Raw genomic sequence first — 22,074 nt, forward strand, 5'->3', positions numbered from 1 at the left:
GGCGCCTCGCTCCTATTGGTTCTGGCAAGCGATTCAGGGAGCAAGCCATCGCGCCTCGTCGCCATCGACACCCTCGGGCGGCCTACTCCTTTATGCAATCCACGCTATAGGAGCGTCCATCCTGGCTGTCCTGATAGTGCAGGCCGTGCACATCAGCATCAAAACCCGGGAAGCTCAGATCGAAGGTCCGGGCGAACTCCAGGTAGTCGATGATCGAGCGAGTCTGATCGGTGAATCGTTCCCCAGGCATGATCAGGGGGATGCCTGGTGGATAGGGCACTAGCATGACAGCAGCAATACGCCCTTGCAGGCGATCCAGCGGCACGGCCTCGACTTCGCCACGCACGAGTTTGTCATAGGCATCGGCAGGCTTCATCGCCAGCTCCGGCAGCGTGGTGTACATGCACTTAAGCGCCTTGGGCGTGGCATTGTCGCGGTAACAGGCGTGCAAGGCGTCACACAGGTCACGCAGCCCCATGTTGGCGTAGCGAGCCCCGTGGGCCGCGGCGATCGAGGGCAGCGCCTGGTTCAGGGGCTGGTTGGCGTCGTAGCCGCGCTTGAACTCCAGCAACTCGGTGAGCAACGTACTCCACTTGCCCTTGGTAACCCCCATGGAGAACAGCACCAGGAAGGAGTAGAGCCCGGTTTTCTCCACCACCAGCCCGCGCTCCCAGAGGAACTTGCTGACCACTGCGGCCGGGATGCCCTGCTCGTCGAGCTTACCGCCCGCGGTCAGCCCTGGCGTGACCAGCGTCACCTTGATCGGGTCCAGCAGGACATAGTCTTCCGCCACCTCGCCGAAGCCATGCCAATCCGCCTGCGGCTGCAGCAGCCAATCTTCGGTGGCGACCGCTTCAGCGCCATCGACCAGTGGCGGTTGCCAGATGTCGAACCACCACTCACCCGGCGCCAGGTTCTGCCGCACGTTGGCCAAAGCGCGGCGAAAACGCAGCGCTTCGTCGAATGTTTCCTGGATCAGCGAGCGGCCGGCTGGCCCCTCCATCATCGCCGAGGCCACATCCAGAGACGCGATGATGCCGTACTGGGGAGACGTGGAGATGTGCATCATGAACGCTTCATTGAAGCGGTGGCGGTCGAGCTGGCGATCGCCTCCATCCTGTACGTGGATCATCGACGCCTGGCTGAACGCCGCCAGTAACTTGTGCGTGGAATGGGTAGTGAATACCAGCGGAGCGCCTGGGCCACGGCTAGTGCACATGCCATAACGACCGGCATAGAACTCATGGAATGCAGCGTACGCATACCAGGCCTCGTCGAAGTGCAGCACTTCGACCCGGTCGGCCAGTGCCTGCTTGATCAGCTCGGCGTTGTAGCACAGGCCGTCATAGGTGGAGTTGGTCACCACGGCCAGCTTGATCTTCGGCTCGCGCCCCCTGGCCAGCGGACTGGCGTCGATCTTGGCCTGGATCGACTCGCGGCTGAATTCGCTCAGCGCAATGGGGCCGATGATGCCCAGCTCGTTGCGTTCGGGCGTCAGATAGAGCGGGATGGCCCCGGTCATAATAATGGAGTGGAGGATGGACTTGTGGCAGTTGCGATCCACCAGCACCAGGTCGTCCCGCCCCACCATGGAGTGCCAAACGATCTTGTTTGCCGTCGAGGTTCCATTGATCACGAAGAACGTGTGGTCTGCGCCGAAGTTGCGCGCGGCCCGCGCCTCCGCCTCTGCCAGTGGACCGGTATGGTCGAGCAGCGAGCCCAGCTCAGGCACCGAGACCGAAAGGTCCGAGCGCAGGGTGTTCTCCCCGAAGAACTGATGAAACGCCTGTCCCACGGGGCTTTTGCGGTAAGCCACGCCGCCGCCATGACCAGGCGTATGCCACGAGTAGTTGGACTGTGCAGTGTGTTCCACCAATGCCCGAAAAAACGGCGGTAACAGCCCCTCCAGATAGCCTCGGGCGGCACGGGCCACCTGACGGGCAAGGAAGGGCACGGTGTCTTCGTAGAGGTAGAGCAGCCCGCGCAATTGGTTGAGATCAGCCATGGCCTCGGCCGGAGCGTTCTCGATGGTCACCTGCTCACCGAGGGCGAAGATCGGTAGCTGTGGCGCGCGCACTCGCGCGACGCGGATGAGCTCCACCATATCCTGCAGCAGCCGCTGATTCTCCCCGGCCCCCTCGGCCGCCACCAGGATGCAGGCCAGTCCGTGGTGCGTGGAGGCGACGATGCGCCCTTCGGCGGAGCTGGCAGTGGAAAGTATGGTGAAGCCGTCCTGCTCGAGCTCACGGGCAATGCTGCGCACGCGCTCGCCCGCGACTGTGTCGGCCTTGATGTCGCGGTGGACGATTAGGACAGGGAACTTGAGTTCTTTGTACATTCTGATGCCCTGAGGATGGCGAGACTGCCCGCCGATGCCCTCAGGGTAGAAGCTACCAAGCGGGGGCGGAACCCCCGCTGCGTCAGGCTGTACGTAAAGGTCGCAATTCGGAAGCGACGACTCAGGACTCGCCGGACTCCATCTGCACCCACAGCGCTGGCGCGCCGGCAGACTTCTCGATAACGGAAAGGCGAGCGGCGTGAGCCGCCAGTTCATCCTCGTCAGCACGGATGACGCGGGTCCGGACACGTTCAGCAGCGAGCCTGCGAATCGGGCTGGCCTGCTGGCGGCCGGTACCGTCGTTATCGCTCCCCTCGCCCGCCAGCGACAGGTTGGTCTGGCCACCGGTCATCGCCAGGTAGACGTCGGCAAGGATCTCGGCGTCCAGCAATGCGCCGTGCAGGTCGCGGCCGGAGTTGTCTACGTCATATCGCTTGCACAGGGCATCGAGGCTATTGCGCTGGCCCGGATGACGTTCCCGGGCCATCAGCAAGGTGTCGAGTACCGAGCAGTACTCGTTGACGTCGCTGCGGTCACTTTGACCCAACAGGGCGAACTCGTTGTTGATGAAGCCGACGTCGAACGCCGCGTTATGGATGATCAGCTCGGCGCCCTTGATGAACTCGAAGAACTCATCGGCTACATCCTTGAAGCGCGGCTTGCCGACGAGGAACTCATTGGTGATGCCGTGCACTGCGATCGCGCCTTCATCCACCTCACGGTCAGGCTGCAGGTAGACATGGAAATGACGGCCGGTCAGACGGCGTCCCTCCAGTTCGACACAGCCGATCTCGATGACCCGGTGGCCATCGGTGACCGGCATGCCGGTGGTTTCGGTATCCAGTACTACTATCCTGTTAGTAGTGTTTTTGTAAACCGTCATCGCTTTCTCCCCTGTAAATGCGCGCCAGATCTTAACATGCCGGCCGAAAACCATCGCAATGACCGATGATCAGGTGTAAACAGCGCCAAGCCTTCTCTTCAAGTTCGTCAAAAAGTAAACGTGCCCAAGGCGACTGTAAGATGTGGGCAATTGGCGACTCGTACAAAATGCGCTTTAGTGACTGGTGATGATGTAGCGCTCAAATCTGCTTGTAGTCAGAAAATCAGCTAGCGAAGCTTAGCCAACTTGATGATGCCGAATGAGGCAGCTCTGACATACGGATGCCAGAGGCAGTTGCTCGCCTTAAGGGTAACTAGCTGAAACGCTGAAAAGTCAGGCCTCGATCTTATGTAGGATATTCGCAAGCCCATACAGCAACTAGGCCTATCCAGGAATTCGCCAAGGAACTCTGCCCAACCATAATCCCGAAATCCCGCGGAGCTCTCTATTTCCTTTATCACCTTGGCAGGTATCCAAGGATAATTCTCGTCTCTCGCAGTTTGGAGCCACATGGCAAACAACACATCAACATCAAATCTCCCGTTGAACAAGCCCACCATGTTCTAATCTCGGCTTTTCCAATCGAGCGTTTTTGGTGAATCCTTGATATTGAAAGAAAGTTCATTCAGCACGCTCGAGGCAAGCATGTAGTCGAGCGGTGTGCTTGCCATTCGATGATGACGGGGCAAGGCCAACGGTAGGACTCGGTCGATAAAGTGTTGCAGTAGAGGAAAACCTATCTTCAGAGCATGAAGCTCAAAAACCATCATCGTCAGCACTTTGTGCAAGCTTCTCCCAATATCGCCAGTGCTACTGCATTTATTTTCCGTCGCTTCTCGTAGTAGCCAGGTCAGGCAGGCCAATGCATCTAGATCGGCTATGAACTCCAGCTTTTTGAGGAGAGTTCGATTAACAGGCGTCCGCTCCATATACTTGAAGATACCGACCTGCTCTGCCCTAAAAAGAACGACCTGAAGCACCGCAGACAGCCGATTCAGGAACCCCTCTCCCTCCATGACTTTTTCATTGTCGAAATCAAGCACTTCCCAGAAAGGGTGATAGAAAATACGCATTGAACCTGGTGCGTTCTTCTCTACCATTTCCACGGTATGAGCCATTCCCTGTACAGCTCTCAGCACCTGCACATGGGCGCGAGTACGGCCGAATCGGAGGATCGAGATGCACGCGCAATGACCAATCAGCAATCGCGTCATTGGCGTAATGGAGCAGTACGGGCGATTCAAACCTTCAGGACGCCACCCTCATCGCCCTGTAATGCCTGCACCTTGGCCAGGCTCATGACCTCCACGACTAGCAACGTACCATTCATGCGACCGTTACCGCTGTCCAGGGTCGGCCCGCCCAGGCGCACCACCACCCGGTGCGGGTACCGGTTTCTTCCGGTACGGCGAAGGAGTCAAAACCCGCGTTGGTCCAGTCTCGCCGGATGCTCACGCTGATCGAATTCCTAAAGGAGCGCGCCAGCGATGCGCCAGCCTGGGACCGGCCTCTGCTAGAGCATGGGTGGGTGCGGGAGTAAAGCGGGGCTTGCGCAATTCCCAGGCCCTGGAAAGACAGAAGGCGCCACAGGGGGCGCCTTCTGTCTTTCCAGGGAATGCATACATCGTGATTGCCTGCCTCTACCTGCTCCGGGATCAGCCGATGCGTTCGGCACCGGTGCGGTCAGCGCCACCTTCGGCCACACGGAAGGCACCGGTGCGGTCAGAACCGCTTTCCGCCACATCGAAGACTTTGGTGCGGTCGGAGCCACCTTCGGCGACGCGGAAGGCGTTGGTGCGGTCGGAACCGCTTTCAGCCACATCGAAGGCTTTGGTGCGGTCGGAGCCACCTTCAGCGATGCGGAAAGCATTGGTGCGATCAGAACCGCCTTCGGCAACATTCAGGGACTCGGAGCGCTCGGCATCACTTTCGGCTGCGCGGTAGAGGCTGGTGTGGTCAGAGCCGCCCTCAGCGACGGTGAGCGCAAAAGTAGAGGCTGCCAGCTGGTAGCCTTGGGGCAGTGCCTCCACGGCGAAAGCGCTCGAGGCCAGGTTCATGCCACCAACGAGGGCGACAGCGATCAGGCCAATACGAGTCTTGGTCGAGAACTGGTTACGGGACATGGTGTTTCTCCGGATGCTGTGCGCGGCGGTGACGCGCAGGTCATGCCACAAGGGTGTTGGAACCCTGGAGCGAAGCGCCATGGCTGCCTTCGCTCGGGTGTGGCCATTTCGCCCTAATCATGTATCCGAGGCGTATCGGCCAGCAGGCGCATTTGTATGCCCGTTCCCGAACATCCGATCTGGATACATCGAGATACTTCAGCGCTCACCGCAACGACCAAGCCGCAGTGTGATTTCCCCGGCAGAACCAGCACCTGACAACTCGGCCAGCAGCCACGATGCGAGGCGTTATAGAAGCAGATCAGTTGCTGTTGAGAAGGCAAACGACATGGTCCCCTCCTCTACCCCCGCCACTCGTACCGGAAGAGGCTCATTCCTTGCCATGGCCCTAGGCAAAAAGAAGTCCGGTAGGGATTGACTCTGAACCGGTGATGGTGGCGCGGTTCAGCACCTCATCGTAGGGCAGTCCGGTGATCGCGGCAGCGCGCTGCAGGCCATTCTTGGTGGCGGCATTGAGATCCTCACCACTACCGATGAAGGTGATCGGTCCGTTGCGCTCGACTTCGTGCTGACCCCAGCGCGCCAATCTCGCACACCTTGCCACGCTGATCGCCGGTCATCGGGCGCACCATGGGCGGCAGATCATCGAGGTTGTGCAGCAGGATCGGACCGTCGAGCGTCAGGTGCTTGATGACCTCAACCGTCACCTCCGTTTCCCCCGATACATCCGTGGCGTGCCCAGCGATCTCGCCGTTGCCCTGCTGGGCGCGCATGTCACCCATGTACACCCCGGCGTCGCGCACGACCCAAGCATCTGACAGCGCTTTCGAGCTTCATGTGACCAAGCAGGAGTCGGACTGACTATGAGTCCTCGATCAAGGCTGAACGTCGCGTACCGAGCTATTTCTCACGGCCTCTGAGCAGGGCTGCATGCGACAGCTTCCAGCCTGCCGACTGAAAACAGCAGGTGTATTAGCACAGCCAGTGCGAAGGGGTATATCGACAAGGAAGGGGTGGATGGCTGATCCCTTCATAGCCCTTGCGGGACGCCTCGGGCATGGGAGCAATTTCGGGGCAATGCTGAGTTGAAGCCATCAGCGCTACTTCACTCCCAGCCTGGCACAGAGGACAACTGAGGGCGTGAATCCCAATCAGGCGGAGCCTGGCTGGCGGGGCACGTATTCCTTTGTATCTGGTTCTGCTCCGTGTCGACTCGCTTACAAATGTTTCCTGCTCTGGATACGTCGCGGATACATGGCTGCGGCGAAATGGCCACACCCGAACGAGGACAGTTCAGACGCCTCGATCAAGGGTCAAGAAGCCCCCCTGCGGCCTAGCCGCTACCCATTTCCGGAGAAAAACCATGTCCCGTATCCAGTTTCCGAACAAGACCCGCATTGGCCTGATCGCCGTCGCCCTCGTTGGTGGCATGAACCTGGCCACTTCCACCGCCTTCGCCGTCGAGGCGCTGCCCCAGGGTTACCTGCAGGCCGCCGCTGACAAGGCCGTCGAAGGCAAGTGTGGTGAAGGTAAGTGCGGTGCGGCCGAGGCCAGCGACAAGGCCAACAACGCCGAAGGCAAGTGCGGAGAAGGTAAGTGCGGTGCCGCCGAAGCCGGCGGCACCAAGGCTACTGAAGGCAAGTGTGGTGAAGGCAAATGCGGCGATGCCTCCTTTGCTCGCACCGACACCGACGATGACGGCCTGGTTTCCCGCAAGGAGCTGCTGACTGTGGCATCCAATGGCGAAGCGGAGTTCATCGCCATGGACACCAATAAGGATGGCTTCCTGTCCGAGGGCGAGGTCTACAAGTTCCGTAGCAACCAGTACACCTCCAACGGCAAGAAGGTCCCCACCGAGCTGTTCACCAAGATGAGCCAGGCCAAGCAGTAAAACCTGCCGCTTGCCTCGCCCTCCCTGTGTCGCGGGCCAGGGAGGGTATTACCGCCTCAGGAGAACACCGTGACCACTGCTGCTTTTCCCTCTGGTGCAGGACTTGGCCTGCGTCGCGCGCTATTGCCCGAACTGCTGTCGATGGATGTCAGTGCCGTGGACTTTCTGGAGTGCACGCCGGACAACTGGATCAACGTCGGGGGCCTCCAAGGTGATCGCCTGGCCCAGCTCGCCGAACGCTTCCCGATGGCCTGCCATGGTCTGTCGCTATCTCTCGGCGGACCGGCGCCGCTGGACCTCGAACTGCTGCGACGTACCCGCGAATTCCTCGACAACCGCAACGTGGCCTTCTTCAGCGAGCATCTGAGTTACTGCTCGGACGACGGCCAACTCTACAACCTGTTGCCGCTGCCCTTTACCGACGAGGCGGCGCGCCATGTCGCCTCGCGCATCCGCCAGGCTCAGGACGTCCTGGAGAGGCGCATCGCCGTGGAAAACATTTCCTACTACGCGGCGCCATACCAGGCGCTGCAAGAGATCGACTTCCTCCGCGCGGTAATGGCGGAGGCCGACTGCGATCTGTTGCTGGACGTCAACAATCTCTACGTCAACTCGATCAACCACGGTTACGACGCTGCTGCATACCTCGCTGCGTTGCCGGTGGAACGGGTGGTGTACATGCATGTGGCCGGTCATTACGACGAAGCGCCGGACCTGAAGATCGATACCCACGGGGCGACCGTCAAGGCTGATGTCTGGTCCCTGTTGGAACAGGCCTATCAGCGATTCGGTGCTCTGCCGACCCTGCTGGAGCGCGACTTCAATTTCCCGCCCCTGGCGGAACTGCTGGGCGAGGTGGAGCAGATCCGCGCACGGCAACATGCCGCCATTGCTTGGCCGGAGGTGCGCCGTGCATGAGGTCCTGCATGACCAGCTGCTGAGCATGGCGCGCTACGTGCGCGACCCGCAGAACAGTATGCCGCCCCCCGGTATCGAGACGCGGCGCCTGGCGGTGTACCGGCAACTGTTCTTCGGCAACATGGAGTCGCTGCTGTCTGGTGGTTTCCCGGTGATCCGCGCCAGCCTCGGCGCGGAAAAGTGGCGGACGCTGGTCGACACCTTCTACGCGCGGCACCGCTGCCAGACGCCCTTGTTCACCGAGATATCCGGGGAGTTTGTCGACTTTCTAGCGGAAGGCGGGGGCGGCAGCCTGGACCTGTCGCCCTGGGTGGTGGAGCTGGCCCATTACGAGTGGGTGGAAGCTGCACTGCTGCTGAACGACAGGCGTGAACCCGCCCATGATCCCGAGGGCGACCTGCTCGCAGGGGAGCCCTTACTGTCGAGCCTGGCCTGGCCGCTGGCATACCAGTGGCCGGTGACTGAAATCGGCCCCAACTACCTGCCGCAGGAAGCCCCCGAGCAGCCGACCCTAGTGCTGGCGCGCCGAGGCGCTGACAAGAAAGTGCATTTCTCCCGCCTGGCGCCCCTGGCCCATGCACTGTTGACGTCGTTACAGGAGCGTAGCTGCTCCGGCCGGCAGCACCTGAATGCCTTGGCCGAAGCCATTGGCGTCGAACCCGAATCGATCCTACCGCAAGGCCTGGCCCTGCTGGAAAACCTACGCGCCCAAGGCGTGGTGCTTGGCACCCGCGCCTGAAGCGAAACCCATTGCCGGCGCTGACCGGCTCTTATACCTAGTGGAGTTCAATGATGACTGCAATGCTGGAAAAGACCCTCTACACCGCCCAGACCCGGACCACCGGGGGCCGCGACGGCCAGGGTAAGTCCTCCGACGGTGAACTCGCCGTGCGCTTGAGCCCGCCGGGCTCAGGGCGACCGGGCACCAACCCGGAGCAGCTTCTGGGCGTGGGCTGGTCGGCCTGTTTCATCGGCGCCCTGCGCCGCGCCGGCCAGAGCCAGTCGATCCGCCTGCCGGAAGATGTGGCAGTGTCCGCTGACATCTCTCTGGGCAACACCGCTGACGGCGGCTTCGCCCTGGCGGCGAAACTGACTGTCGAGCTCCCTGGCCTGGCAGCCGACGACAAGGTCCGCCTGGTGGAAGCAGCACACCAGATCTGTCCGTATTCCAAGGCCACCCGGGGCAATATCGAAGTGACCTTCGACATTCCTTGATCCGCTATTGCTGACAAAAAGCCCGCGCACCTTTTCGAGGTGTGCGGGCTTTTACTTGGGTATTCCTCATAGCGATTACGTTACGTAGATGTCCTGTAAGCGGATTGCCACCAAGGCCAAAGAAATGTCCACTGCCAGGCAGGAGCGCTCACCGAGTGTCTACGAAATCAGAGGCGATTTAGTAGAGACCAAAAGCGGCAATCACAAAGTCCTAAAGGCCTGGAAAGAAAAATCCAGAGCTGCGAAGGTAGACAAGTGGCTACAGTAAAAGTAGCAAAGCGTTTTCATCCCTAGGGGCAGGGAAAACAGATCCGGCAGGCGCCCCGCTTCGCCCTGCGGAAATTGGGCCATACGGGAGTTCAAAATTACGAGAATGGCCGGAATGTAGCTCTTCCCTCCCCCGTCTCCTGCACATCCCGGGGCGCGGTTGCCAGGTATTCCTAAGTGGTGTTACTTGGGCAACCCGGCCAGCCGCAGTCCATCGGCAAACAGCGCAAGATCCTCCGCTCGTTGAATCGGCAACCAATCCTTCAGCCGCGATATACGCAAAGAGGGATCCAGCTCCTGCAGCCGCTGCATCGCCAGCTTCGCCTTGTCCATTCGACCGCTGTGCGCATGACTGGCCGCCAGCAGCGCAACAGCAGGCAGGAGACTGGGCAGATTCCCCAGCGCCTTGTCCGCCCAGTCTAAAGCGGAATCGAAGCGCCCGGCGAAGAAGTGCGCGATCGCCATCCCCACCTGCATCCTGAACATCTCCGGATCCAGCGGACTCAAGCGCATGGCATGGGTCAAGTTTTCGATTGCGGCGTCTGCTTCACCGCGCAGAGCCCGCAGGATACCGCCCAGGTACCAGGCCGGTGCGAGGTTGGGATTGAGCAGGCGTGCCCTGTCAAGCAGCGCGATACCGCCATCGAGGTCGCCAGCGAGATGGCCCAGTGCATGTCCGCCGCGGGTCAGCGCCACCGCGTCGTCGCGACCAAGCGCCACCGCCAGACGCGCGAGCCTCGTCCCCTCGGCGATCTCTAGCGTTCGGTCGCTCATCCAGCCATTCAACTTGCGCCAGAAGTGGCACCAGGCAGCCATGCCATAGGCCGAGGCAAACTCCGGATCGAGTTCAATGGCCTTGTAGAACAACAGCAGCGCCTCCTCGATGGCGTCCCGGGTGCCATTATTCAGTTTCGCGGTACCGCGCAGGTAATAGTCGTACGCGTCCAGGCTTTCCGTGGGTTTGCGCTTGGCGCGCTCGATTTCGACTCGTTCGAGCTGCGGCGCGATTGCGCCGACGACGCTTTCGGCGATCTGGTCCTGCAGGTCGAAGATGTCGTCAAGCAAGCCTTCGAAGCGCTCCGCCCAGATATGCGTACCGGTCGTCGCCTCGATCAGCTGCCCAGTGATGCGCACCTTGCTACCGGACTTGCGCACGCTGCCTTCCAGCACGTAGCGCACGCCGAGCTCCTGGCCGATATCCTTGACATCCACCGCCCTCCCCTTGTAGGTGAAGCTCGAATTGCGCGCGATGACGAACAACCAGCGGATACGCGACAGGGCGGCGATGATGTCCTCCACCACGCCGTCGGCGAAATAGTCCTGCTCCGGATCGCCGCTCAGGTTCTGGAAGGGCAAGACGGTAATGGAAGGCTTGTCCGGCAGGGCGAGCACGGATGGAGGCGTTTCCTTCGGGTCGACGAGCGCGAGTTCGTCGACGCCTGGCCCGTCGGACTGTGGCGCTTCGCCGATCTCGCCGACGAAGCGATATCCCTTGCGGGCGACCGTCCGAACAAGGCGCTGCTCTTCTCCGGTGTCGCCGACAGCCTTGCGCACCGCATTGATGTGGCTGGTGATCGTCGATTCCGAGACGATCCGGCCACTCCACACCGCCTTGAGCAACTCGTCTCTGCTGACGACGCGCTTGCGGTTCCTGACAAGATGCAATAACAGATCGAAGACCTGCGGCCCGACGGTCACGACTTGCCCGCGCAAGGTCAGTTCCCGGCGCCCCTGATCGAGCACATAGTCGCCAAACATGAATTGCAAAATCAGTATCCCCTGGACGAGCGCCTTCGGTTCCGTGTCCCCGACGGCTAGCGATTAGTGGCTGATCTTGATAATACGGCAGCGCGCGACTGGCAGGTCCTTCATCGACAAGGGGCAGTCGAACAGCTGTTTCATTGGACGAAAATCCAAGCTTCTCCGAAGGGTAATTCAAGGCCGGCACAAGGACTTCCCTGGAGCGCGAGCGCACTCTCCATCTACACCGACAGCAATGGTTGCCGTCGATAGAAGCGGAGAGAAACCATGAAGATCGTCGTCATCGGAGGCACCGGCCTCATCGGTTCGAAGCTTGTGAAGCACCTCCGCGAGCGCGGCCATGACGTGCTCGCGGCCTCGCCCAGCACGGGCGTGAACAGCATCACCCGCGAGGGCCTGGCCCAGGCGATGGATGGCACAGACATCGTCGTCGACGTGGCCAATGCGCCGGTGTGGGAGGACCAGGCCGTTCTCGACTTCTTTGAAACCTCCACCCGCAACCTGCTGGCGGCCGAAGCCGCCGCCGGCGTCCGCCACCACGTCGCCCTTTCGATCGTCGGCACTGAGCGCCTGCCCGACAGCGGCTACTTCCGGGCCAAGGTTGCGCAGGAAAACCTCATCAAGGCCTCCGGCATCCCCTACACCATCCTGCGTGCCACGCAGTTCTTCGAATTCGTCGGCGGCATTGCCGAATCCTTTGCCGTCGGCACGGAGCTGCATGTGTCGCCGGCGCTGATCCAGCCGATCGCGTCCGATGACGTAGCGGCAGTCCTCGCCGACGTCACCCTCGAAGCGCCGGCCAATGGCACCGTCGAAGTCGCCGGCCCCGAGGCTTTGCCTATCGACGAACTGATCCGCCGCTTCCTGCGCGGCACGCAGGACACCCGCAAGGTCGTGCCGGACGTACACGCCCGCTACTTCGGCGCCCTGCTCGACGATCAGTCGCTGACCCCCGGCAAGAACCCACGCCTCGGTGGGATCCATTTCGAGGACTGGCTCGCTCAGTCAGTGGCCCAGGCAGGGCGCTGAGGCTCACAAAGGCAAGTCGCCCCCAAGGGCAACTCAGGAAGGCGTAGACCCCATATAGGTCGCGCCTTCACAGCACATACACGCGTAGGAGAATGGTCATGTTCACAAAAGTCTTCCTGGCCGCTGCCTTTGCAGCACTCTCGATCACCACAGCGTCTGCCGGCGACCGGCCGCCGGGCAAGGTGACGGTGGTATTCGATCGCCCCATTCCGAACATTCCCGGCAAGAGCATGAGGGGCGTGCTCGTGGAGTACGGGCCCGGCGCCGGGTCACCGTCCCACACCCATCCGAAGTCGGCCTTCATCTATGCAACGGTCCTTGAGGGCGCCATTCGCAGCAGCGTCAACGGCTCCCCGGAAAAGGTCTACAAGGCCGGGGAAAACTTCGTCGAAGAGCCTGGCTCCTTTCACGGCGTAAGTGCGAACGCCAGTGACACGGAACCGGCACGCCTGCTGGCCGTGTTCGTCCTCGACAGCAACGAGAAGGAGCTCGTCACGCCCGCCAAGAAGTAACCGATCAACGGGCTGATGGGATCCCGACAGCTCCAGGCTCGGTCCGCCTGGGGCTGCTGGAGGTCAACGGAATTAAACAGGTAACGAGAAATGAATGCGCGTGAGCACAAGGTCGCCAGCACAACCGGCGAAAGCTCCAGGACCGGTGTCGCATCGTCGCGGCCAAACAGGAAAAAGGTGGTCGGCTTGCTGCTGCTTACAAGCGCCATCCTGGTCGTGATCGCCGGATCGATCATGGCGTTTTCCAGTGGCGCGAGGTCAACCGACAACGCCTACGTCCGTGGCGACGTCACCTCCCTCGCCGCCAAGGTCAGTGGCTATGTCACCGAGGTCGAAATCCAGGACAACCAGGCCGTCACGGCAGGTGATGTCCTGTTCCGCATTGACGATCGGGACTACCGGGCGCGGTTCGCGCAGGCAGTGGCCAACGTCAAGGTGGCCGAGGCGCGTCTGACCAATGTCGAGGCGGAGACCCAGCTTCAGCGGGCCCTGATTCGGCAGGCCGAAGCCCAGAAACGCTCGGCCGTGGCCGAGATGAACCTGGCGATCAAGACTCACGACCGCAGCCACAAGCTCATCCGCAGCAACGCGGTGAGCCAGGCCCTGGTCGACGAGAGCGATTCGGCGCGCTTCAGGTCCGAGGCGGCGGTATCGGCCGCTTCCGCAACGGTAGAGGCCCAGTATCAACGCATCGCTGTCCTCGTGGCGCAGCGAGAAGCTGCCATGGCCGCTGTGGCGCAGGCACAGGCAGCGCTCGAAGTCGCCCAGATCGATCTCGACAGCACCGTCGTGCGCGCCCCTGTCGATGGCGTCGTCGGCAACCGCCAAGTCCGCGTTGGCCGCTTCGTCACGCCAGGCGTTTCCCTGCTCGACATCGTCCCGGTCCAGGACGTGTGGGTGGTGGCGAACTTCAAGGAAACCCAGCTTGAATACATTCAGCCCGGCCAGAGCGTGCGCATCACCCTCGACGGCTACCCGGACGGGACGCTCGAAGGGGTAGTCGACAGCTTCGCACCCGGTAGCGGGTCGGCGTTCACGCTGCTCCCCACGGACAACGCCACCGGCAACTTCGTCCGTGTCGTGCAGCGCGTTCCGGTGAAAATCCGCTTCGTCAGCAATCCGCTGCCAGGCCGCATCGTGCCGGGCCTCTCCGCGCGGGTCGAAATCGAAGGGCGAAGCGGCTCATGACAACCGTTGCCACCATTTCGAGCCGCGTAGGAGCCCGGACCAGCATTGCTCTGCTGGTAGGCATCGTGCTTGCCACGCTGACGGAAGCCATTGCCAGCACCGTTCTCGCCCTGGGGCGCAGCGACATCATCGGCGACACCTACGCAACGCCGGATGAGTTCGCCTGGCTGGATGTCGGATACACCGCGCTGAAGCTCATGGGGTTCATGACCGCCCCCTGGCTGCTGAGCCGTTTCCCGCCGCGCAATGTGGTCATCGGCGCAACCCTGGTCATGGGTCTGTCATGCGGATTGGCCGCCATCACCGCCCGGTTGGACCTGCTGATCGCGCTTCGCATCATTCAGGGCTTGGCCGGCGGCAGCCTGCTGGTCGCAGGGCAGACGCTCATCTTCTTCGCCTATGCCCGGCACCAGCAGCCACTCCTGCAAGCTCTGTTCGCCATGGGCGCCGTCGTCGCATCCGCCACCTTCGCGCCGGCCCTGCAGGGCTGGTTGATCGACAGCCAGTCCTGGACCTGGATCTTCCTTAGCGCCGTCCCGCTTGCCCTGGCATCCGTCGGCCTTCTGCTCATTGCAGACACCCCGGAGCCCGCCAAGGCGCGGCGGCGGCCATTCGATTGGCTCGGCTCCACGTTGCTCGCCACCGTGATTCTCTGTTTCACCTACGTCCTGAGCCAGGGCAGCCGCTGGGACTGGTTCGAAGAGCCCCACATCGTCTGGCTGACCCTGACCGGCCTGGCCGCCCTGCTGGCCTTCCTCGGTCAACAAGTGCTCGCCAAGGGCCGAGGCCTGCTCGACTTCACCCTGTTCGAATCGGAAGACTTCACCTTCGCCTTCATCGTCAGTTTCGTGGCTGGTGCCGCCTTGTTCGGCAGCGCGTTCCTGATCCCCGCGTTCGCCCTGTCCGTTCTCGCGTTCACCCCTACCGATGCCGGCCTGTTGCTGTTGCCCAGCGGCGCGCTCTTCATCGGCGCGCTCCTGTTTGCCGCCTTTCTCATGCAGGCCCGGCGCGTTCCCCCAGTGGCCACCGTGCCCTTTGGCATCCTGATGATCATGGCGGCGATGTGGATGCTGTCCGGCTCCACCAACGAAAGCGATACGGCCGACATGATGTCGGCCATCCTGTTGCGTGGCCTGGGCCTTGGCTTCCTGTTCCTGTCGATCACCCTGATTGCATTCAGCAAACTCAACAGCCGAAACCTTGCCTCCGGCATTGGCCTGTTCAATACGGGCCGCCAACTGGGTGGTCTTATCGGCGTCGCGGCACTCCAGACACTGATCGAGCATCACGTCGTCGCCAATCGCGTGATACTCGGCGCCAACCTCACCGCCGGGGGGACGCCCGTCATCGAACGGCTGACGACCACCACAGCCATGCTCGCGGCGAAAGGGATGGATGCGGCGGCTGCCAGCCGCACAGCGATGAGCCTTCTGGGCCGGGGCGTGACAAGTCAGTCCACCGTGATCGCCTTTGACACCGCGTTCAACGCAGTCGCCCTGCTTTTCGTATTCGCCGCCCCTGTGTTGGTCGGCATCAAGATCGGGCTGTCGAAATACGCGAAACGCCGGGCTACGCGAGGGCGCGCGTGAGTCAGCATCTCTTGGGCGATGCATCGAATCGCGCCGCACGCCCTTAGTCGCGCACTTTGGCCACGATGAGGGTGGGTTCGCTACCGGACACACGCTTGACCCACTCTGCCGGCGGGCAGCCCACCAAACCGGTGAACACCCTGGAGAACGACGCCTGGGAGCTGTAACCGACCGCAGAAGCGATCACCTTGATCGGCACGCCGTCACGCAGCAGGTCCTGGGCGACCTTCATGCGCCACTGGGTGACGTAGCCCATTGGGGAGGTGCCCATGATCTCGGTGAAGTGCGCCGAGAACCTGGACCTGGACATGTTCGCCAGACGCGCCAGCTCCTCGACGCACCACGCGGCCTCAGGCTCGTCGTGGACTCGGCTGAGCACCGCTGCCAATCGTCTGTCCTGCAGGGCGAACAGCAAACCGCTGGAAATCCGCCCCTCCTCCACCGCACGCCTGACCAGCAGCACGAACAGGTATTCGAACAGCAGGTTCAAGGCTTTCGAGCGGCCCGGGGCCCGTCCCTGGAACTCGGTTACCAGCGAGCCCATCACCGGAGCCAGGGGCTCCAGCGTGTCGAGCGGAAACACCAGGGTTTCCTGTAGCCCGAGGTGCAACGGCCCAGGGGAGTTCCGTCCGAACAGGAAGGAGGCGCAAATCAGTTCCGCAGGCTGCTGCGAGCTGGACCGCAACTGGTATCGGCAACTGCTTGGACAGAACAGCACCGCAGGCTCGCTGATCGAGATCTTCGGCACCCCGGGCTGGACCATATCAATGCCACCCCGCTGGACGACATGGATGAACGCCATGTCCTCCGGCTTGTCCAGCACCAGCGTCCCTTCCACTGGCCCCGCGAAGAACAGCCGGCCCTGCAGGTTGGTGCGTTCGAAGAATTCGGAGAGAACATCCATAAAGGGACAACCCGCAAAAGATTTGGTACGTCCTGGCAAAAGCCCGATTCGACGCGGAATTAGGATTCAACCGTCGCCGATGGTAACCACGAGCCCTCCAGCCCGCCACGGCGAAAACGAATTCCCCTACCGCCGACCGGAGTCCCGTCATGAGCCGTGAGACCAGATCCATCTACACCGACCCCATTGAGCCTGCCTTGCCCGATCCGGGCATGCAGCTCGACCTTGCCAAGGCTGCACTGGTGGTCATCGACCCGCAGATCGACTTCCTCAGCCCCGAGGGCGTGAGCTGGAGTGTGTTCGGCAAGAGCATCACCGAGCACGATACCGTCAAGCACATTGGCCAACTCTTCGCTGCCGCTAAGGCAGCCGGTATCACCGTCGCCGTTTCCCCGCATTACTACTATCCGTGCGACCACGAGTGGCAGTTTGGCGGCCCGCTGGAGAAGGTCATGCACAGCATCTGCATGTTCGACCGCAAGGGACCGCTGACCCTCGAAGGCTTCGAGAACTCCGGTGCCGATTTCATGCCCGAGTACAAGCCGTACATCCTCGACGGCAAGACCATCATCGCCTCCCCGCACAAGGTCTATGGCCCGGAGACCAACGATCTGGCGCTGCAACTGCGCAAGCACGGTGTATCCCAGATCATCCTGGCCGGCATGGCGGCGAACCTGTGCGTGGAATCGCATCTGAGAGAACTGCTGGAGCAGGGCTTCGAAGTGGCCGTGGTGCGCGACGCGACTGCCGGACCCACGACGCCGGAAGGCGACGGTTACCTCGCCGCGCTGATCAACTACCGCTACATCGCCAATGCGCTGTGGACCACGGCGGAAACCCTGGAGCGCCTGAAAGGCCATTGAATGCCAATGCAGCAGGACCGCGCCGTCAGTGGCGCGGTCCTTCATCGAGAGCCTGTTCGCATGCGCAAGATTTCCTACCGCTATCGCCAACACGCCGCGGGCGTCATCCAATCAGCGATCACCTGCGCCGTGGCCGCAGCCATCGCCAGCCCGATGAACCTGCCCTTCGCCGCGCTGCTGTCGTACTGGATGAACAGCTGGCTGCTGTCCTGGCTCACCATGCTCCCCATCGTCGTGCTGGCCACCCCCTGGGTCAGGCGATTGACAGCCGTTCTCGTCCAGGACGAATTGCCGTGAAGCGGCTGGGGCGCTCGATCACCTCTGTTTTCGCAAACCCGTTCAAGCATTCTGATGGGCCGGCAGGGTGAATTGGACCACCGCACCTCGGAGCTGGTTGTCGCTTGCCCATAACCGGCCGCTGTGACTTTCGATGATGGAGCGGCAGATGGATAGACCCATGCCCAGGCCGGTGGGTTTGGTGGTATAGAACGGTGCGAAGACCTGCTCGGCCGACTCGGAAGCGAACCCCGGTCCCGAGTCGCTCACCGTTACCTGCACACAGCCGGTACTGTTCAGCGCTGTACTGATCCGCAGCTGCCGTTCCCCTTCGTCCACGCTATCCATGGCCTCCAGCGCATTGATGATCAGATTGAGCAGCACCTGTTGCAGCTCGACCCGGTCGCCCTCGATCAAGGGCAATGCACCCACCAGCTGCGTATGCACCTGAACGCCATGCTTGCTGGCCGGGCAATGGGTGAACTCGACCATCTCGCGGATGGCCTCGTTGATATCCACCGGTTCTTTCTGCTGGGGCGCCTTGCGGATCATTCCACGAATCCGACCCAGCACATCCGCCGCTCGGTTGGCGTCCCTGATGATGTTGCCTAGCACCTGCCCCACCTCCTCCAGGTTCGGTGGCTGGGCTCCCAACCAGCGCTGCGCAGCATGGGCGTTCGTGACGGTGGCGCCGATAGGCTGGTAGATTTCGTGGGCGATAGAGGCGGCGAGCTGCCCCATGGTGGCAACGCGGTTGGCGTGAGCCAGTTCCGTCTGCACTTCGCGATAACGCCGTTCGCTTTCACGCACCTTCGCTTCGGCTTGTTTCCGCTCGGTGAGATCGAGGACGAAGGCTACGCCCTCCTGGCGGCTGGCCTCAAAGGTGGCCACACCGACGATCACCGGCAGTCGACTTCCATCCTTGCGAACGTACTCCTTCTCAAAGGGCTGCGCCCAGCCGACCTTGACGGCGTCCTTCATGGCCTGCTCGGTGACCCCGAACAGCTCCACTGGTGTCAGGTCCCGCCAGCCGATACTGCCGAAAACCACGTCTTCCCTCCGATAACCCACCATGCGCAGGAACGCGTCATTGGCCTCGGTGATCTCGCCATCATTCCTCCAGAGAACGATGCCAATGATGTTGGAATCCATCAGGCGGCGGATCTTGGTTCCGCGTTCCACCACGTCGCGGTACAGGCGAGCGTTTTCCAAGGAAATCGCCGCCTGGGAGGCCACCAATTTCAACACGGCGGTCCGAGCTGTTGCGTACCCGCCTGGGCTGGCGCGGAGAGCTACGCGCAATCGGCGACGTGCTGCGTGACCAGTTGGCGCATATGCGCCGCTGCGGTTTCGATGCCTTCGCCGTGCGCGCCGACAAGTCGGTGGAGGACGCGCTCAAGGGGCTGGCGGGCTTGAGCGTGCTGTACGGCCGCTCGGCCATCGAACCGCGGCCACTGTTTCGCCGTGGGCGTCTCGACGCCGACGCCGAACCGACGTGATGCTGTGTGGTCTGTTCTGGCTGGTGCTGCTGCAACCTTTGGTGCCGAGCGGCGATTACAAACTCGTCTCGACCACATGTACTCAGACGATATAGCCGGAGACGCCATCCCACAGAAGCTTAAGGGCTGTCACCGCCAGCAGGCCATAACAGGCACGGTACAGCTGGCGCTGCTCCAGTCTTGCGTGAAGGCGCCAGCCAAGCCACACACCGCAAGGAATGGCGAGCGAGCAGATAGCCATCAGACTCAATACGTTGCCTGTAGGCCCGGCCACGAGCAGCCAGGGCACTGCCTTGAGCAGATTGCCCACGGTGAAGAACATGCTGGTGGTTCCGGCATAGACCTGCTTGCTCAGGCCGAGCGGCAGTAGGTACATCGCCAGCGGTGGCCCGCCGGAATGCGCGACCATGGTCGTGATGCCCGATGTGATGCCCGCGGTCACCGCCTTGGGCGATGAGCGCGGCTGTACCCCAACTTCACCACCGGCCTTGAACCAGAGTCCGACAAAAATCAGCGTGACTGCTGCCATCACTATGGCAATCGCGTGGTGATCCAGCATGCGGAAGAGCAGGTAGCCAAGGCCAATACCGACGACAAGCCCTGGCACCAGCAATTTCAGGTCTGGTTTTGACCAGGTCGAGGGTTTCCAGTAACGCAGGCCGTACAAGTCCATTGCAATGAACAACGGTGCGAGCAGGCCGCCAGCTGTGATGGGGTCCATCACCAGCGACAGAAGCGGGATGCCGATAATGGCAAAGCCACCACCAAATGCGCCCTTCATGAAACAGATCAGAAAGACGCCGGCGAACGTCACTAGGATCGTGCTGGTAGTCAGTTCCAGTTCCAAGGTCTGGTCCCCCTGTTCTGGTTGGCCTGAAGAGTACCCGGATGTGCATCCGGCCGCGGACAAAGGGCTGCGAGTGGGGCTGTGGTCATAATCCGCTTGCCTCCTGCATGGCCGAGGCAAGGGCTTCGCGGCCGGCGCTCACTGGATGCGTGATGCCTTGTCAGCAGTGCCAAGCTGCGCCGGAGGAGCTCGGGATCAAAGGGAATGCGGCCATAAATCTCGGAGTCCCCGGGCGCCACGAGAATACCCAGCGGATTGCCGCGGATGATTCGGCACAGCTGTGCTGGACGGCGCTCGGCAAAGTGCTCGGGAATGTACATCGGGGTTTCACTTCGGGCGGATGAGTACCCATAATCTCGATCACGACCTGCACAATAAAAAGTGCCAGTTTTGAGGTATTTCCATGGGCCAGTTTCCAGCCCAGCCAGATGCATCCTCCCGCGGTGCGCAACGCCGCATCTATGCCAAGCTACGCGCACAGATAGAGGACGGCACGCTTGCAGCGGGTACGAAACTCGTTTCAACACGAGCAATGGCGGCCGAGCTCGGCGTGTCGCGAACCACGGTGACGGCAGCTTATGAGCAACTAGCTGCCGAGGGATTTGTCACGACATCGACGGGGAAAACCGCCAGGGTAACGGACGGGATGATTAGCCTGTCTGGGCGTGCTCACGCGGGCTCGGCGCAGGTGGATCTGCCGCCTGCGCTATCCCTGTATGGGCAACGCGTTGCCGCTCTGAAGCCTTACAGCATGGCGTCTCCGCTTGCGCGTATCGACTTCAAGTACGGTTCGGTTGCCTCGCGTGACTTTCCCACCCTGGGCTGGCAGCGCGCCTATCGAGCCGAACTGGTCAAGCGCGGGCTGAGCCTCTATTACGGTCAGCCCGAAGGTGAAGGGCGATTGCGCAGCGCAATCCAAAGCTATCTGCGCCGCGCGCGAGGTCTGGAGTGCGATACGGAACAGATTCTCGTCGTGCATGGCTCGCAGCAGGGACTCGACCTGTGTGCTCGGCTTCTGCTGAACCCGGGAGACGCATTCGTCTTCGAGGAGCCGGGCTATCGCATGGCCAGATATTGCTTCGAGGCAACGGGCGCGACCGCGTTGCCAACACCTGTCGACGCATCCGGGTTGGATACCAGCGGTCTACCAGAAGATGATCGCGTGCGGTTGGCCTATGTGACGCCGTCTCACCAGTTCCCGATGGGCGCGGTGCTTTCCATCGCGCGCCGCCACGAACTGCTGGAATGGGCAAGTCGGCAGCGCGCGTGGATCATTGAGGATGATTACGGCGGCGAGTTTCGCTACGGCCAGCACCCTATCGATGCACTGCAATCCATGGACACGGATGCTCGCGTCATCTATGTCGGAACGTTCTCCAAGGCACTTTCGCCTCAGCTTCGACTGGGTTACCTGGTCCTACCGCATCAGTTGGTTCCCGTTTTCAGGGAAGCCAAGCGGTTGACGGATCGTCACTCGCCGAGTTGGGAGCAAAACGTGCTCGCTTCATTGATCGAAAACGGTACCTATGAGCGCCACGTTCGTCGCCTGCGCCGGGAGAACGAACGGCGGCGGAAAGCGCTGCTAGAGGCCGCTGAACAGCATCTGGCGGGGCACGGCCACCTGGTCGGCATGGCCGCGGGACTGCATGGCGTGCTGCTGTTGCCGGCCCTTCGCGCCCAGGATGAGCACAAGTTGCAGGCGGACTCGCTCGCACGCGGAGTCGGCGTCTACCCACTCTCGCCGCTGTTTGCCTGCCCCGCATCGGCAGCCAACGAACGACCGGCAGGGCTAATTTTGGGCTATGCAGGCCTGACGACGCAGGAGATTCAAGAGGGAATTCATGTCCTCGCTGAAGTGATTCAGGACCTTGTCGAAGGGCTTCGATAAGTTTCTCGCCTCATGCAGGCTCCTGCGCGCCGTGGATTCAAGCTGGCGGCGGATCAACCCACGTCCTACAGCGGCTCCAGGCT

20 protein-coding genes and 5 pseudogenes are annotated in these 22,074 nt (G+C 61.8%); 13 read left to right on the forward strand and 12 right to left on the reverse strand.

The annotated features are described in order from the left end of the window. Window positions 1-82 precede the first annotated feature (82 nt). From OXH74_RS25920 to OXH74_RS25950, 7 genes and pseudogenes are all read right to left on the reverse strand, one after another. A complete protein-coding gene (locus tag OXH74_RS25920; protein ID WP_375739491.1) occupies window positions 83-2,338 on the reverse strand; it encodes an Orn/Lys/Arg decarboxylase N-terminal domain-containing protein in 2,256 nt (751 codons plus the stop codon). 121 nt (window positions 2,339-2,459) lie between these two features. Continuing rightward, window positions 2,460-3,221 (reverse strand): DNA polymerase III subunit epsilon, encoded by a 762-nt coding sequence (gene dnaQ / locus OXH74_RS25925; protein WP_375739492.1) that lies wholly within the window; start codon window positions 3,219-3,221, stop codon window positions 2,460-2,462. 563 nt (window positions 3,222-3,784) lie between these two features. Then, window positions 3,785-4,339, reverse strand: coding sequence for a hypothetical protein (locus tag OXH74_RS25930; protein ID WP_375739493.1), 555 nt, complete (start codon window positions 4,337-4,339; stop codon window positions 3,785-3,787). 143 nt (window positions 4,340-4,482) lie between these two features. Then, window positions 4,483-4,620: pseudogene (locus OXH74_RS25935) on the reverse strand (YciI family protein); the annotation flags it as partial. Between the two features lie 11 nt (window positions 4,621-4,631). After that, a pseudogene (locus OXH74_RS25940) lies at window positions 4,632-4,676 on the reverse strand (hypothetical protein); the annotation flags it as partial. A 200-nt stretch (window positions 4,677-4,876) separates the two neighbouring features. Next, window positions 4,877-5,344, reverse strand: a complete 468-nt coding sequence (locus OXH74_RS25945) for a hypothetical protein (RefSeq protein WP_375739494.1) — start codon at window positions 5,342-5,344, stop codon at window positions 4,877-4,879. A gap of 412 nt (window positions 5,345-5,756) precedes the next feature. Beyond that, a pseudogene (locus tag OXH74_RS25950) lies at window positions 5,757-6,147 on the reverse strand (acetamidase/formamidase family protein); the annotation flags it as partial. A 560-nt stretch (window positions 6,148-6,707) separates the two neighbouring features. Here OXH74_RS25950 and OXH74_RS25955 point away from each other — a divergent pair. The 5 genes from OXH74_RS25955 (at window position 6,708) to OXH74_RS25975 (ending at window position 9,636) form a co-directional block, all read left to right on the forward strand. Then, a complete protein-coding gene (locus OXH74_RS25955; RefSeq protein ID WP_375739495.1) occupies window positions 6,708-7,235 on the forward strand; it encodes a hypothetical protein in 528 nt (175 codons plus the stop codon). Window positions 7,236-7,304: 69 nt separating this feature from the next. Then, entirely contained in the window at window positions 7,305-8,153 is an 849-nt protein-coding gene (locus OXH74_RS25960; protein WP_375739496.1) for a DUF692 domain-containing protein, read from the forward strand. Further along, on the forward strand, window positions 8,146-8,892 hold the full coding sequence (locus OXH74_RS25965) for a DUF2063 domain-containing protein (protein WP_375739497.1): 747 nt from the start codon (window positions 8,146-8,148) through the stop codon (window positions 8,890-8,892). Before OXH74_RS25960 ends, OXH74_RS25965 begins: the two co-directional genes overlap by 8 nt. A gap of 53 nt (window positions 8,893-8,945) precedes the next feature. Then, window positions 8,946-9,368 carry an organic hydroperoxide resistance protein gene (locus OXH74_RS25970; protein WP_375739498.1) on the forward strand — a complete coding sequence of 141 codons (423 nt, stop codon included), beginning with the start codon at window positions 8,946-8,948 and terminating at the stop codon, window positions 9,366-9,368. A gap of 124 nt (window positions 9,369-9,492) precedes the next feature. Next, entirely contained in the window at window positions 9,493-9,636 is a 144-nt protein-coding gene (locus OXH74_RS25975; RefSeq protein WP_375739499.1) for a hypothetical protein, read from the forward strand. 182 nt (window positions 9,637-9,818) lie between these two features. Here the strand turns inward: OXH74_RS25975 and OXH74_RS25980 are convergent, their stop codons facing one another. Further along, entirely contained in the window at window positions 9,819-11,402 is a 1,584-nt protein-coding gene (locus OXH74_RS25980) for a winged helix-turn-helix domain-containing tetratricopeptide repeat protein (protein ID WP_375739500.1), read from the reverse strand. A 261-nt stretch (window positions 11,403-11,663) separates the two neighbouring features. Between OXH74_RS25980 and OXH74_RS25985 the strand changes: the two genes are divergently transcribed. From OXH74_RS25985 to OXH74_RS26000, 4 genes are all read left to right on the forward strand, one after another. Then, window positions 11,664-12,425 (forward strand): SDR family oxidoreductase, encoded by a 762-nt coding sequence (locus OXH74_RS25985; RefSeq protein WP_375739501.1) that lies wholly within the window; start codon window positions 11,664-11,666, stop codon window positions 12,423-12,425. A 98-nt stretch (window positions 12,426-12,523) separates the two neighbouring features. After that, complete coding sequence (locus OXH74_RS25990; RefSeq protein ID WP_375739502.1) at window positions 12,524-12,937, forward strand: cupin domain-containing protein; 414 nt, start codon at window positions 12,524-12,526, stop codon at window positions 12,935-12,937. Between the two features lie 90 nt (window positions 12,938-13,027). Next, complete coding sequence (locus tag OXH74_RS25995) at window positions 13,028-14,125, forward strand: HlyD family secretion protein (protein ID WP_375739503.1); 1,098 nt, start codon at window positions 13,028-13,030, stop codon at window positions 14,123-14,125. Beyond that, window positions 14,122-15,714, forward strand: coding sequence for a DHA2 family efflux MFS transporter permease subunit (locus tag OXH74_RS26000; RefSeq protein WP_375739504.1), 1,593 nt, complete (start codon window positions 14,122-14,124; stop codon window positions 15,712-15,714). The genes OXH74_RS25995 and OXH74_RS26000 overlap by 4 nt, the downstream gene beginning before the upstream one ends. 43 nt (window positions 15,715-15,757) lie before the next feature. Here OXH74_RS26000 and OXH74_RS26005 read toward each other — a convergent pair whose 3' ends face one another. Beyond that, window positions 15,758-16,618, reverse strand: a complete 861-nt coding sequence (locus OXH74_RS26005) for an AraC family transcriptional regulator (RefSeq protein ID WP_375739505.1) — start codon at window positions 16,616-16,618, stop codon at window positions 15,758-15,760. 149 nt (window positions 16,619-16,767) lie between these two features. Here OXH74_RS26005 and OXH74_RS26010 point away from each other — a divergent pair, with 149 nt between their 5' ends. After that, window positions 16,768-17,481: a cysteine hydrolase family protein gene (locus tag OXH74_RS26010; RefSeq protein ID WP_375739506.1), complete on the forward strand. Its 714-nt coding sequence runs from the start codon at window positions 16,768-16,770 to the stop codon at window positions 17,479-17,481. Window positions 17,482-17,541: 60 nt separating this feature from the next. Continuing rightward, on the forward strand, window positions 17,542-17,778 hold the full coding sequence (locus OXH74_RS26015; protein ID WP_375739507.1) for a DUF2798 domain-containing protein: 237 nt from the start codon (window positions 17,542-17,544) through the stop codon (window positions 17,776-17,778). A 42-nt stretch (window positions 17,779-17,820) separates the two neighbouring features. Here the strand turns inward: OXH74_RS26015 and OXH74_RS26020 are convergent. Continuing rightward, window positions 17,821-19,026: pseudogene (locus OXH74_RS26020) on the reverse strand (sensor histidine kinase); the annotation flags it as partial. Here OXH74_RS26020 and OXH74_RS26025 point away from each other — a divergent pair. Beyond that, window positions 19,017-19,256, forward strand: a pseudogene (locus tag OXH74_RS26025) (DUF934 domain-containing protein); the annotation flags it as partial. The pseudogenes OXH74_RS26020 and OXH74_RS26025 sit on opposite strands and share 10 nt — an antisense overlap. A gap of 82 nt (window positions 19,257-19,338) precedes the next feature. Here the strand turns inward: OXH74_RS26025 and OXH74_RS26030 are convergent. Next, window positions 19,339-20,103, reverse strand: a complete 765-nt coding sequence (locus OXH74_RS26030; RefSeq protein WP_375739508.1) for a sulfite exporter TauE/SafE family protein — start codon at window positions 20,101-20,103, stop codon at window positions 19,339-19,341. Further along, window positions 20,088-20,537 carry an FMN-binding negative transcriptional regulator gene (locus tag OXH74_RS26035; RefSeq protein WP_375739509.1) on the reverse strand — a complete coding sequence of 150 codons (450 nt, stop codon included), beginning with the start codon at window positions 20,535-20,537 and terminating at the stop codon, window positions 20,088-20,090. The genes OXH74_RS26030 and OXH74_RS26035 overlap by 16 nt, the downstream gene beginning before the upstream one ends. On the opposite strand from OXH74_RS26035, the gene OXH74_RS26040 reads away from it, so the two are divergent. Further along, window positions 20,507-21,991 carry a PLP-dependent aminotransferase family protein gene (locus tag OXH74_RS26040; protein WP_375739510.1) on the forward strand — a complete coding sequence of 495 codons (1,485 nt, stop codon included), beginning with the start codon at window positions 20,507-20,509 and terminating at the stop codon, window positions 21,989-21,991. The two genes, OXH74_RS26035 and OXH74_RS26040, sit on opposite strands and share 31 nt — an antisense overlap. Window positions 21,992-22,074 lie beyond the last annotated feature (83 nt).

It is taken from the genome of Metapseudomonas boanensis, from assembly GCF_042232855.1.
GTDB classification, from domain to species: domain Bacteria; phylum Pseudomonadota; class Gammaproteobacteria; order Pseudomonadales; family Pseudomonadaceae; genus Metapseudomonas; species Metapseudomonas boanensis.